Source organism: Shewanella subflava (genome assembly GCF_025971955.1).
GTDB lineage: Bacteria > Pseudomonadota > Gammaproteobacteria > Enterobacterales > Shewanellaceae > Shewanella > Shewanella subflava.
On record NZ_JAPDMX010000024.1, the window covers coordinates 145,968 to 159,463 of the forward strand.

Sequence of the window (13,496 nt, forward strand, 5' to 3'; positions counted from 1 at the left end):
CGCCTGTTGTTGACGTTCAGCAAAGCGTAACTGAATCACGGTCATTTTCCATACAGAATGAAAGCGCTCACAAATGAGCCACAAGGCTAGCGAAAGGTAAATACGTTATCGATTAATCGTTAAGGATCAGTTACTATTCGCTGCATTATTAACCCGCCATAAATTAAGAGTGACTGACGACCAGTGGATAATCAAGACTTTATCGAAAAGCGTAGATTTATCATAAAATTAGGTAAAGCTTTACATAAGTTTGGTACGCCAGCTTATCGCCTTGAATCACATTTACAAACTGTGTCTCACACTTTAGGTATCGAGGGGTATTTCCTGATATCACCCACCTCGATGACGTTTGTTTTACAGCATGACACCGAACAAGAGTATAACCATGTAGCTAGGGTCAAGCCCGGTGATTTAGATCTTGGCTCATTGGCGCGAACTTTTGAGCTCGTTGAAGAACTCAGTTCTGGTCAACGTACTTTGCAAGAAGCGCTTGATAGATTAGAAGAAATTGCTAACAAACCTAACCCTTATGGCCATAAATTAACCTTATTAGCGTTTGGAAGTAGTGCAGGTGCTTTCGCAATGTTAATGGGCACAGGTTGGCATGACGTGTTTTGGTCGGCCATGCTAGGCTTAATTGTTTATGGTTTAGTGTTTTGGGCTGAGCGCTCAAAGCGTGTTGCAGAAATGCTAGAGCCCTTAGCTGCTGTCGTTGTGGCCATTTTAGCATGTGCTATTGCTCAATTTGATGCCAGCATTAACCTGCCTGTGGCCATTTTATCGGGGATTATTATCTTTATTCCCGGTCTTGCTTTAACGCTAGGCTTGGCTGAATTGGCGGCACGAGATTTGATATCAGGTACCGCCAGAATTATGGATGCGGTCATGCAGTTATTTAAACTGTATTTTGGCGCCGTATTAGGCATGACAATAGGTAAAGCCATTTTTGGTGAAGCGATATATATCGAGCCAGAGTCTTTACCAAGGTGGGCGATTTGGTCTGCTGTTCCCATGTTATCTATGTCATTAGTGATCATCTTCAAAGCACGACTGAAAGATTCTCCATGGGGGGTATTTGCTGGTATTGTGGCCTTTTTCTCCGCTATGTTAGGTGGGATTTATTTAGGTGAATCTATTGGTATTTTTGTTGGTGCATTAGCTGTCGGCATTTATTCCAACTTGTATGCCCGTTGGATGAAGGCTCCGGTATCTATCGCGTTGCTGCAGGGTATAGTCATTTTAGTCCCCGGCAGCAAAACTTACATCGGGCTTAATGCGCTAATATCGGGTGAAACCATGTTGAATCAAGCACATTTAGGCTCACAAATATTTTTAATCTTTATGTCACTGATTGCTGGATTAATTTTTGCCAACGTAGTGGTTCCACCTCGGCGTTCATTATAATTTAACCTCAACTGGGGTTAAGAGATTAATTTACCCTAAAAAATTCATTTTGAAGGCAGCAGACTATGCTGCCTTCATCATTGAGCGCAAGATAAAATCAGTTCAAACCCTTCCCCAGCGATACATCAAAAAACAATTCAGATAAAAACACTTAAATACTTGACTATAAAATGATTCAGGTGTGTTATTACCCTTAAGGATTAACAGAAATGTTACATAATTTTGTTCATTCCATTTGCCCAGCTAATAAGAATGATAAGGATTACCTATGACCAAAGCTTGTTGTACAGCATTCAGTGTCGCCTTATTGTTTACGCCATTAGCCACATCTGCAACTGTTTCCAATACTGCCGATTCAGCACAAACTGCAAAAGAGACACTCGCCACAAATGCAGCGCAATCTGACGAAACCACTCCAAAGATAAAAGTCAGTAAAATCGTTATTCAAAGCAATCCAATTTTTGATGAGTCAGATCCAGAATCATTCTTTATCCATCGCTGGGCAAATTACCTCCACATCAATACGACCGACGACACTATCATGAATAATTTAAGCTTTCATATTGGTGAAGAGGTGACTCAACGAGATTTGGAAGAAGCCCAGCGATTATTGCGTTCAGAGTCTTATATTCGAGATGCAAAAATAACGGTCGCACAAAAAGCCCCTGATGCCGATGCTGACACAGATCAAACCATTTTGGTGAAAACATGGGACAACTGGTCACTATTGCCTACGGTAAGTTTAAGCTCAAGTGGCGGCAATACGAAATACTCGTTTGGGATAAAAGAAGATAACTTACTGGGTTTGGGTATCAATACTCGAATCAAATATCAGTCTAATGATGATAGAACCGGCTATAAATTTGCTTTTAGCGCACCGCTTAAAGTTATAAAACATGCGTATGTTGCTGCAGACTTTTATGACAACAGTGATGGCCAAGCCACCTCACTTGCTTTTTATAAACCCTTTTATGCCCTTGATACTCAAAACATGTATGGTGCGGCTTGGTCTAAGGATCAACGTGTTGATACGATTAGGCAAAATGGTACTGATGTAAATGAGTTTGAACATAACTTAAATTATATCGATGTGGGTTATGGTTGGTTACTGAGTAAAGAAGCCGATGAGCTCACTCGGTTTACCTTTGGTTTTACTCAAGATAAACATGAATTTGAAAATATTGAAACTTACCCGCAAAGCGACTTACCTTTTGATCGTGACTTTGTTTATCCCTGGGCTGGGTTTGAGTATTTGCAAGATGATTTTACCGTGCTGAATAACATTCACTTAATCGGCAATAACGAAGATTTTAATTTAGGATGGCATCACACCATCAAGCTGGGCATAGAAACGAATGACATTGCCGATGGATCAAACCTTGGTTATCACCTCAATATGTTCAGTAGCCGCGGATGGCAGTCTGATGCGCATCTATTTCTGCTAAGCCTTACTGGCGAAGCCGATATTGCCACTAGCCAAGCCGATTTTTATAAGGTCTCATTGGCATCTGAATACTTTTATAACATCACAGATAAATGGACTGCTTTTGCAAAAGCCAGCATTGCTACGTCAAATAATAACTACCTGGACCGCACCTTCGCATTAGGTGATGAAACAGGCATTCGAGGTTACCCGAATGACTATCAACATGGTGATAATCAATGGGTATTTACCGCAGAATTAAGAAACTATCCCAATATCAATTTATATCAATTAGCGGATTTAGGCTGGGCAATCTTTTCTGACGTTGGTCAAGCATTCGGTGGCCCAGATGAATTCAATGAAAACAACAATCCCATCGGCAGCATAGGGATAGGCGCTCGAATTTACTCATCAAAGTCCAGTTACGGCAACATTGCCCATATTGATATCGCAAAGCCTTTCACTACAGGCCAAGACGTGAATAACTGGGAATTTAGGTTCCAGATTAAAGACCACTTCTAATGTGACTCAGCAACACTTCTGTGTTGCTGAGTTTTGCACTTGATAGTAATCAACATCCGTATGCAACAGTCACGGATTAAACGATTCGTTTCATCATATTAACTGCCTGAATTGAGATGTTGTGTAGACCGTATACAAAGCCTGTTAATGCTCTATTTGAAACAAAAAAAGACCTTGCACAAGCAAGGTCTTTTAGTCGCTAAATAAGCCTATGCGTTTACAGGCTTACGCTTTTGATGGGCAAAAATTAACGCAATCAATGACGCAACACCTACAGCAATACCCACAGGTTGACTCAACTCCATCGGTAGGCCTAAACCAATCCCTGCGGTTAAGATATAAGACACTGTGATACTGGTGCCGATAATCGCTGGAATGCTCACTATCCAATGGAATGTGCCACGGTCAAATAGATACTTAGTCGCTAACCACAACACGCTGGTAGATAACAACATGTTTGAGAATGCGAAGTAACGCCAGATTAAGGTGAAGTCAATTTTAGTCATAAAATACGCAATGGTTAAAATTGGCACTGCTAGTAATAAACGATTGCGCATACTTTGCGGAATATTAAAGGCATCAATAATGGTTAAACGTAGTGAACGGAACGCCGTATCACCAGACGTGATAGGGAAAATCGCAACCGCAATAATCGCCATAATACCACCCATCACACCTAAGTAACTGGTTGCGACTTGGTTTACCACTAATCCTGGGCCACCTTGATCAAGGATTTGCTTAAGCTCAACATATCCACCAGGGAACGCCGCAATACCAGCTGTGGCCCATACACACGCCACAATACCCTCAGACATCATCGCACCATAGTAAACTGGGCGAACATATTTTTCGTTGGTTAAACAACGCGCCATAATCGGTGCTTGAGTCGAGTGAAAACCACTGATTGCACCACAGGTAATGGTGACAAACAGTAGTGGCCATACTGGCAAGCCATTTGGGTTTGGCTCAAGTAAATCATTGTTGTAGTGGCTATGATCAAAATAGGCTAAAAAGTCATCAGCCATCGGTAAATGTGGCGCGTTCATTAATAGTGCAACTGCTAATGAAAGGGTCATTACAATCATTAACAAGCCAAATAATGGGTATAATTTAGTAATGATTTTATCAATCGGTAACATGGTTGCTAGAAAGTAATACCCTAAAATCACCAATACCCAAAATGTATTGCCGCTTAAGAATGTCCCTTCAAAATAACTTAAATTACTTAATAATCCGGCTGGGCTCATAATGAATACAACACCCACAAAAAACAGCAGCATTGCAGTAAAAATCAGCATTACACCTTTAAAGAACACGTTAAAATAATGCCCTGCAATCTCAGGCAAACTTTTACCGTCTTCTTTAATGCTTAGTACACCAGAAAAGTAATCATGAACCGCGCCACCTAAAATGTTACCAATTACAATCCACACTAGCGCGATGGGACCATATAAGGCCCCCAAAATTGGACCAAAAATTGGACCGACACCGGCCACGTTTAAAAATTGAATTAAGTAGGCTTTAGCTGGGTGCACTTCAACATAGTCGACACCATCGCTAAATCGCGTTTGTGGTGTTTTGGCTGTTGGGTCGATTCCTGCTTGGCGTTCTACAAAAGGGCTATAGAATTTATATGCAAGCACCAGCAATGCAATACATATGAAAAAGATCAGCATAGAGATTGTCCATTTAGATAGGCATTTAAGTACTGTGCAGTGTCAATGACTTGCCCTGCTAGGTCAAGGTTGACGGTCTTATACTAAGGTCTAACATCGGGGTTTTAAGTTCACATATCTCATCATATTGACTATTTACTGGCCTGATAAATTGTTATCTAGACTCAAGGCTCTTAATCGTGCAATGAACCTAAAATGACAGCCACAATAACTGCGATGACAAATCATCTCAACGCGGGTAGGAATTGTATTAAAGTTTGGCACTTATTATTGATTATACGGGTTCAAGACTGACAAATGCCTGTCCCCAAAAGGAGTTTGGAATTTGGCCCGCGGCCACTAACGTCTTGGGGCTTCACCCACACTTTTACAAAATAAGCCCTGTGGAAACCCTCAATGCCCCAGACGAAAAAAGCTTAAAAGCGCATAATTTTCGATAGCAGGGCTATTCAGCTTTAAACTTCGCTTGTAGCCTGCTTTGGCTTTTTCTCAGTGATCTCAATTTTGTGAACCTCAATAATACTCTTTTAGCTAAGTAGCCTGACCGCCTTCCTCTTTAACCACGTTTCCCACAAATGTGACACTTTTTAATAAAAATTTCATTTTTATGCAATTTAATTTAAGTGATTAATTATTCATCTATCACTACCTTATTAAGTCATTTTTATCTTAAAAAACAGTGCTTATTTTCTATCCATGACTACAGGCATACATATTTTGTGACTTATCAATCAATTTAATTGCGATTGTATTCTCCAGATAGATTTTTCGTATATTGCATACAATATATAATATATGTTAAATGTGTTGCCACTTTGTGATGCTGCAGTGGCTGCAGCAGCGTTAAAGAAGCAACAAACCTATAAAAAGATTCTTGGGAGAATGGAAGCATGAAGTTTAATAAAATAGCTAAACTTGTGAGTTTGGCTTGTGGTGGTATCGCCGCATTATCTATGCCTGCACACGCGGTTGAAGCTGATACAGACGAAAATAAGAACGTGGAACGCATTGAAGTGACAGGCTCACGTCTTAAGCGCGTAGATATGGAAGGTGCCAATCCTATTACAACCATTACTGCCGACGATATGGCTACCGCTGGTTTTTCTACTGTGGGTGATGCACTTCGGGCATCGACATTGAACTCATTTGGTTCTTATGGCGGTACGTCAAACAATAGCTGGTCATCTCAGGCGACTATTCAGCTAAAAGGTGCCGATGCAAGTCATACTCTCACTTTGCTTAACGGAAAGCGTATGGCGAAGTCACCTGTTTTAGGGGGTGGCGCAACTAATATTAATACCATTCCTACAGCCGCGGTTGAGCGCATTGAGATTTTATCGGATGGAGCATCTGCCATTTACGGTACCGATGCGATAGCCGGTGTAATTAACATTATTTTGAAAAAAGACTTTGAAGGTGTTGAAGTTAAGTTGCGCGCAGAGGAGCCTGACGCAAAAGGTGGTGGCGACAACCATTCAGCATCATTTACAGGTGGATTAAGCTCTGACAAGGGCCATTTGATGTTCACCATTGAGCATTTTAAAAAGTCAGGTATTTTATTTGCCGATCGTCCTTATACTGCAGCGCATGTCAAAGATGGTGAAGATCCTAGTGATTACAGAAGCTGGATTGGCTTAAGTCAAACTGGACGAACGATTGATATGGGACCTAATGGGGGGTGGGAGTATCAAACACCATTTACCAATGCCGATTTAGATTGTAAAGATGTTTACGGTGATAACTTTATCGGCCCGCTAAATGACAGCAAGTATGCCGGAGAGACATCTTGTGCTTATGACTATACTAAAGCAGCTTACAATGACGTCGATCAAGAGCGCACCTCAACACTGATTAATTACAATTATGATGTAAGCGAAGATATTCAGTTAACCGCTCGAGCTTACTGGGCATCGAACAAAACAACTGATGTTTCAGCACCTATTCCTGGGTATATCGTATTCCCACAAGCTATGCCTGCGTATACCACAGCAGAGGGGTTAGATTTGCGTGCTGTACCAGAAGGTGGTGCAATGCTTTATCGCTTTGATACTGCGGGTAATCGCGTTCGTGAAAGTACAGACAATATTTATGACTTCCTCGTGGGACTAGACGGTACTACCGACAGCTTTGATTGGAATGCTTCTGTGTCATATAACAAATATGACGTATTTAAGTGGGGAACGGGTTATCAACTAAAAGGGGCCACAACGGATCTTGTTGGGGCGTGGAATGATGCCACTAACACCTTCGATGGTTGGGATCCGCGAGATCCTAATTCAGAAATGCCAGGTGGTGCCACGGCTAACTCCGATGCGCGCCTTACAAGTAGTGCTGTCGATATTGATGGTGGTTTAAGTTTCGAACTATTTGATCTTATGGGTGGCTCAACAGGTTTATATGTTGGTGCCTCGTATCGTGAAGAGAAGTTAGATTCTCAAGTTGATGCGCTCGACGCTGCAGGCCTGATTGCCGGTGGTAGTGGTGGAGCAGGCGGTAGTGGTGATCGCGATGTAACAGCGGTATTTATGGAGATGGTTTTCCCTATTCTCGATAATTTAGAGGTTAACCTTGCTGCTCGATATGATGATTACTCTGATTTTGGTGGCACCTTCAATCCGCAATTCTCAGTTCGATATAATGTGTTCGAGCCTTTGTTGCTAAGGGCATCTTATGGAACAGGCTTTAGAGCGCCGACATTAGCAGACCTTAATCAGGCAACCAGCATTGGCTATAACAATGTGACCAACTACCTTAAGTGTTATGAAGACGGCTTGGGTATAGACGGTTGTGATATTATCGATAACGTGCCAGTGTCTATCGAACGCAACGAGAACTTAGGACCTGAAGAGTCAGAAAGTTATAACTTTGGTATGGTGTGGGATATCACTGATAATTTCAACATGACCATGGATTACTGGTCACTGGAGACAACCGATCTCATTGGATCATTGGTCGATAGTGAAATTACCCGTACTCAAGCGGAATTGTGGCAGAGTGCAGATAAGGCCGGTCAACCCCGTCCTGATGTGAGTGTGATTTACCCAGGCACTTCAATATCGCAAAATGGTGCTGGCAAGCTAACCGCGATGACGAATGTTCTTCAAAATATTGGTTTGAGCAAGCGTGAGGGTATTGATACTAAGTTTGCTGCGATGTTTGAAACAGAAGTGGGTGAATTCAAGTTGGATCTTGCTTGGTCTCATTATCTGAAATACACAGACTCTAGCCCTGAAGGCGGTGTGCAAACGATTTCACGGAACTGGAGTGGTACGCAAGACTTCCCTGATGATCGTGTTAACTTTACTGCAAACTACTTAGTCGGTGATCATAGTGTGTTTTACCAAGCTGACTACGTAGATCATCAATCAACAACAGATACCTATGATGATGGTGGAAGCTATGAGATTGATTCTGTGATCTATCATACTCTCAGCTATTCTTATGCAACACCATGGAATAGTACGATTTCAGCAGGTATCAACAACTTGACTGACGAAGATCCAAGCTTTGATGCTTACGGTAGTTATAACGGCAGTATTTACGACATCATCGGTCGTTCATATTGGATGTCATACTCTCAAAGCTTCTAAGCGCGTTTAGTTAGTAAGCAAAACGACAAAGGCCGCTTATGCGGCCTTTGGCATTAATCTGCAATGGCTACCAAAGGTAGCCTTTTATTGGATAAATCGAAGTGGATAAATGCGACATAAACCTTTACTTGGCATCAAAAGTAAATGATTGTCCGGCTAAAGCGGCTTCATACATTAATCCGCCTTTGGCTGCGGTAAAGATAGCCATACCATTCATATACACAGCTTTGGCCGAATGATTACTGCCTGCTTGTCCCGCACCAGCTGAATTGCCTGTGGTGCCGACTTGAGCACTGGCACCCAAATTGATAGCGACGGCTGATGCTTGAGCGCTGAACTCAAAACTGCCGCTGGTAAAGTCGTTATATGCTTCAGCATTTTTGAAGAAAATGATCTCGCTGTATGCTTGACCGCCCAATTGAAAACCAATTGAAACCTGAGTTAAGCTTGAATCACCAGTATGCATGCCACCTTTATAGACCCTACCTTTTCCGTAAGCACCACCTATCAGCATGCCACCTTTACCAACAGTGGGAAATAGTGCATAGCCATAGGCGGTATTGAAAAATGCTTGGGTTTCTGGGGCTTTTTGAAAATTAGTGATCGCTTTGGTATAACTGGAATCATCAGCATAACTTATCGGGCTGAACAACAAAGATAAGCTAACAATCGTTGCGCTGTATAATGCAAGAAAACGGTTCATAAACACCTCAATGTGTAGCATTAGTAATAATGGGTTTAAGTTAGCATATTGTGATTGTTTCGTACCGTTAAAGATGAAGATAAATTTAACCAAATTGCTTCATGCTTTTTGCCTCATCGCTTTTGCTAGATAGGCTCTTGCTGCAGTACATAGTACTCAAACCATTTTTTATCCCATTCCATTTTCGCCTTGCGATGTTGATAATGGCTTAAACTGTGCCCTTCATCAGGATAAATAATCAGCTCCACAGGTATATTTAAATAGTGTTTTAAACTACGGTAAAGCCCTTGTGCATGACCGACTGGCACACGATGATCGTTCTCACCAATATGGATCAAGGTAGGGGTAGTAATGTTGTTAGCATAGGTCAGTGATGAAGCTTTGTCATAGGCCTTCGGTTGCTCCCAGGGTAAACCTTGCATAAAGTTCAGTACATGGCCAGGTGTATCTTCTAGCATCCACTGAAGGCGTTGATCGAATACCCCCGCACCTGAACTCGCAGCTTTAAATCGATTGGTCGTGCTGATCAGGGCATTCGTTAAATAGCCGCCATTACTCCATCCCATAACGGCCATTTTGTCGCCATCCACTATGCCATCCGCAATCAGCTTATCAACTCCTGCCATAATATCGGCAACTTCAATTTGATGCTCGTTACCGATAAGATCGGTTAAGAATTTATCGCCATAGCCAGTTGAGCCGCGATAGTTTGGCGATAACAATGCCCAACCGTTGGCGGCAAAGGTAGTGCGCCCATATGAACGGTGTTGCAATGAATAAGGTGTAGCAGATGTTGGGCCGCCATGAATTTGTACCACTAAAGGTAATTTTTTATTGCCCACTTTATAACCATAAGGCAGTTCTAAAATACCCTCAACAGTAGAGCCGTCAGGAGCTTGCCAGCTGACGATTGAAATTTGCGGTAAAAGCCAACTATCGACCTGAGGATTAATGTTACTTAAGCGCTTAAATTGACTGCGCCTATGGTCTGCATCGGCAATAAATAAGTCATGAAAATGGTTGAGACCATTATGGCTAAAAGCCACTTGTTTACCTGAAGCATTAAAGCTGTAACTACCTACTACAGTATCACCGGCCAATACATTGCGGGTATTAACCACAGCGCCTTGATTTATTTGACTGCACAGCAGTTTGGTACGCGCGACTTGTGCGCCCAGATAACAAATTTCATTACTTTTTGGACGCCATTGAATATCACCCCCCTGAAAAGTGGTTTTACCGACAGGTTTTACTTCTAATATTGGCGTTGATAATTGCGTATTAGCGATAAATAACTTGCCAGGATAACCGTCAAAATCAATCCGAAAGGCCAGCTGTTGATTATCTTGATGCCAATCTAAGCCTAACAACCAACCGTAAGGTGATGGGGCATTTTGACGCCAGAGTTGATCGTCAAGCACAGTATTACTGGCAGTTTTAACATCAAAAACTTCAATGTCAGACCAGCCTTCTAAAAAAATGAGTTCGTTATCGCTGGTGGTGATCCGCGCAATTTTGCTGCCATTGTCATTAACGTTAAATTCCCACACCACTTTATCATCGTCAATTAACGTGCGTTGCTTAAAACTGCTTAAACTCAGTACTTTTAGTGGGTTAGTGTCACGTTTACCATGGGCGTATTGTGGCTCGGCATGGCTAGCGCGCATGTCGGCCCAAATATCAGTGTCGACAGATGGCTTGTTACCTAAAAAATACAGCAATTTGCTGTCTGTACTTAATTGGAATGCATTTACACCTAGGTCTTCAGCTGTGATTGGCTGAATGGCAAAGTTGTTTAACGCAATGCGAAATACCTGATTTTTGCCATTAAACGGGGCTTTAGCCTCTTCCTTTTGCTGGGACGACATAAAGTAGATAAAGCGGCTATCGTGGCTCCATACTGGGCTTGATTCATTTTCGTGGCTAAAGGTTAACCTTTGGGTTTGCTTGTCTTGAGTGTTGATTAACCATAAGTCAGACTGTGCTTTATCAAGCGCTTTATCCCAACGACTTTCTAGCCATACCGCATGTTTACCATCAGGGCTAAGAGCCACATTTTGCATTTGGCCAATATCGAAAAAGTCATCAATGGTTATCGCATGGGAGCGAGGCGGTTTAGGGTTTGCTGCTTGTGCATGTTGAGCCAGCGTACTTGAAAACATTATGGTGATGATGGCGATATAAAAGTGAATGCGCATGGGGTTCCTTGGTGTTTATCGTTTTAATCTTTTTGTTTATCTTGGGCATCGTTAGCAATGATATCCTGCAGATAACTCATTTCATCTGCATCTAAAATAGGCGTTTTGTTTGAAATCTGGGGGTTAATATTTGCCTGTGATGCTAACCCTTTTAAATAGGCAGTGCGAGTCACTTGGTGTAAGCCATAAAAGACCAAAGCATAAATGGTGACCAGTAAACTTAATCGAGTCATCGCTTGTTGCGGCATTAACAATGTTGAATCGCCGAAATAAAATGGCAAGTAAATAAGCGCAAGTCTCAGTATCCAATTCAATAAGATTGCGCTGCAAAGAATACAGATCCAGCGAAAATGGATATCGAGAACAGCAGAGTGATTACTGAGCACATTTCGCTTGTGTGTATTGATGAGCAGTTTGTAGATAAGCACAAAGTAAATAACGGTTTGCAGCAAGATACAACAGGGTAACACTAGGGCGAAGATATTAATGTGACTTAAATCTGCCAGCGAGGTGATGGCATAATCACTGGCATTAGGCTTAATACCGATGCGAAATAAGATCGCCGAGCTGGTCATCATTGCGATTAATAAAGCCGGAATAAAATGTTTTAAGTGGTTTGCCTGATACCGTTCTGCCAGTAAGCTTTGTTTGCAATAGATATACAACAAAGGCATTAACAAAAAATAGATAGGGTAGAACAGGGTTAACATGAGGTGAATGGGAATGGGCGAGGACTCTTTCGTGAAAATCCCCGTTAAAAAGTAAAAACCAATTAACGCAAACACGCCTGCTAGTGACTTGTGATTGGCATTGAGGCTTTTATGCAAAAAGCGAATATATAAGGCCACGCCAAAGCAATGGACTCCGCCGAGCAAAGATAGCCACCAGTATGTTTGAATAAAAATATCTTTGTATTCTGTCATTTTCACTCTCAATGTTGAAAGCGAATCTTACCCTAAAACGCATAATAGAAGCCAATAAACACGCTCTAGCTTAATTTGCGTAGATGTCGATTGCTAGCTCCTTCAGGAGGCTTTCCCGGTGCAGGTTGGCGCTCTGCTAATAAATGTTTGATCGCCATGATAGGATGTGGAAGTAACATCCTCGGGCCTGAATAAAGCATTATTTCGCGAGCTTTTTGTTTCATATGAGGTTTGTAACAATGCACTGGGCACTTGTTGCAAGTAGGCTTGCCTTGGCCATAGGGGCAGCGGTCAAGCCGAGTTTCTGCATAGGCTAGAAATTCTTGGCAATCATTACACACACCTTTGCTGGGTTTTAACGGGTGATGGGCACGGCAATATATTTCGACCATAGCGCCGATGGTGCGAAACTCATACAGTAACTTTCCCGACAGAAATTCAGAAACCGCCATATTATACCTTAGTATTTTGCTCAACTATTACGAGTGTAAGCCGCGTTTTTATGCTAAACAACTTGAGTCATGAAGCACGTGATAAGCTGCAAAAAAATATCAAATTTATATTATAAATCACATAAAATGCGCGCCTGAGCACAAACTCAATGCTTTGTTACAGTTAAATCATTTAAATACTTGATTTGTTGATGGTGATTGGATTACTAATAACCTAGTATGCTCAAAAAAGCAGCGTTAAATTTATGCTATAACTAGAGCCATGCAATCGAACACAATAACTACTACGCGGCTAATCGCGTTATGACAAGGTATATTGAATGAAATGGATTATAGTCATTATTTTAATTGCGATAGGGGTTTATTTATTTTATCGCGCCAAAGAGACCGCGCAGCAAGAGACGCCTGAGAATGAGTCATCAGCACCACTCAATCGCACCGATGCAGAAATTAACGCATTAGATGAAGCTGAAAAATCGGTTACGAAAGACATTGACCCAGTGCCAACGTCAGTAGTTACTCCCCTGCCAGAACCAGAACCAGAACCAGAACCAGAACCAGAACCAGAACCAGAACCAGAACCAGAACCAGAACCAGAACCAGAA

8 protein-coding genes and 1 pseudogene are annotated in these 13,496 nt (G+C 41.8%); 4 read left to right on the plus strand and 5 right to left on the minus strand.

All coding sequences use genetic code 11. The annotated features are described in order from the left end of the window. Positions 1 to 183: 183 nt before the first annotated feature. Both OHT75_RS09830 and OHT75_RS09835 read left to right on the plus strand, forming a co-directional pair. On the plus strand, positions 184 to 1,404 hold the full coding sequence (locus OHT75_RS09830; protein ID WP_264726300.1) for a threonine/serine exporter family protein: 1,221 nt from the start codon (positions 184 to 186) through the stop codon (positions 1,402 to 1,404). 268 nt (positions 1,405 to 1,672) lie between these two features. Then, positions 1,673 to 3,349, plus strand: coding sequence for a BamA/TamA family outer membrane protein (locus OHT75_RS09835; RefSeq protein WP_264726301.1), 1,677 nt, complete (start codon positions 1,673 to 1,675; stop codon positions 3,347 to 3,349). A 209-nt stretch (positions 3,350 to 3,558) separates the two neighbouring features. Here OHT75_RS09835 and OHT75_RS09840 read toward each other — a convergent pair whose 3' ends face one another. Further along, a complete protein-coding gene (locus OHT75_RS09840) occupies positions 3,559 to 5,025 on the minus strand; it encodes a carbon starvation CstA family protein (RefSeq protein WP_264726302.1) in 1,467 nt (488 codons plus the stop codon). Between the two features lie 890 nt (positions 5,026 to 5,915). Between OHT75_RS09840 and OHT75_RS09845 the strand changes: the two genes are divergently transcribed. Then, positions 5,916 to 8,615, plus strand: coding sequence for a TonB-dependent receptor domain-containing protein (locus OHT75_RS09845; protein WP_264726303.1), 2,700 nt, complete (start codon positions 5,916 to 5,918; stop codon positions 8,613 to 8,615). Between the two features lie 124 nt (positions 8,616 to 8,739). On the opposite strand, the gene OHT75_RS09850 is transcribed toward OHT75_RS09845, so the two are convergent. The 4 genes from OHT75_RS09850 to OHT75_RS09865 all read right to left on the minus strand — a co-directional run bounded on the left by OHT75_RS09850 (position 8,740) and on the right by OHT75_RS09865 (position 12,891). Next, positions 8,740 to 9,318 (minus strand): lipid-binding SYLF domain-containing protein, encoded by a 579-nt coding sequence (locus OHT75_RS09850; RefSeq protein ID WP_264726304.1) that lies wholly within the window; start codon positions 9,316 to 9,318, stop codon positions 8,740 to 8,742. A gap of 125 nt (positions 9,319 to 9,443) precedes the next feature. Continuing rightward, entirely contained in the window at positions 9,444 to 11,516 is a 2,073-nt protein-coding gene (locus OHT75_RS09855; RefSeq protein ID WP_406682004.1) for a S9 family peptidase, read from the minus strand. 23 nt (positions 11,517 to 11,539) lie between these two features. Continuing rightward, positions 11,540 to 12,439 carry a hypothetical protein gene (locus tag OHT75_RS09860; RefSeq protein WP_264726305.1) on the minus strand — a complete coding sequence of 300 codons (900 nt, stop codon included), beginning with the start codon at positions 12,437 to 12,439 and terminating at the stop codon, positions 11,540 to 11,542. Between the two features lie 65 nt (positions 12,440 to 12,504). Further along, positions 12,505 to 12,891, minus strand: a complete 387-nt coding sequence (locus OHT75_RS09865; RefSeq protein ID WP_264726306.1) for a nitrous oxide-stimulated promoter family protein — start codon at positions 12,889 to 12,891, stop codon at positions 12,505 to 12,507. Positions 12,892 to 13,211: 320 nt separating this feature from the next. Between OHT75_RS09865 and OHT75_RS09870 the strand changes: the two are divergent. Beyond that, positions 13,212 to 13,496, plus strand: a pseudogene (locus OHT75_RS09870) (hypothetical protein); the annotation flags it as partial.

Coding starts and splice junctions, on each gene's coding strand:
- OHT75_RS09835 (WP_264726301.1), top strand. CDS start 1,673: ATGACCAAAGCTTGTTGTACAGCATTCAGTGTCGCCTTATTGTTTACG.
- OHT75_RS09840 (WP_264726302.1), bottom strand. CDS start 5,025: ATGCTGATCTTTTTCATATGTATTGCATTGCTGGTGCTTGCATATAAA.
- OHT75_RS09845 (WP_264726303.1), top strand. CDS start 5,916: ATGAAGTTTAATAAAATAGCTAAACTTGTGAGTTTGGCTTGTGGTGGT.
- OHT75_RS09850 (WP_264726304.1), bottom strand. CDS start 9,318: ATGAACCGTTTTCTTGCATTATACAGCGCAACGATTGTTAGCTTATCT.
- OHT75_RS09855 (WP_406682004.1), bottom strand. CDS start 11,516: ATGCGCATTCACTTTTATATCGCCATCATCACCATAATGTTTTCAAGT.
- OHT75_RS09860 (WP_264726305.1), bottom strand. CDS start 12,439: ATGACAGAATACAAAGATATTTTTATTCAAACATACTGGTGGCTATCT.
- OHT75_RS09865 (WP_264726306.1), bottom strand. CDS start 12,891: ATGGCGGTTTCTGAATTTCTGTCGGGAAAGTTACTGTATGAGTTTCGC.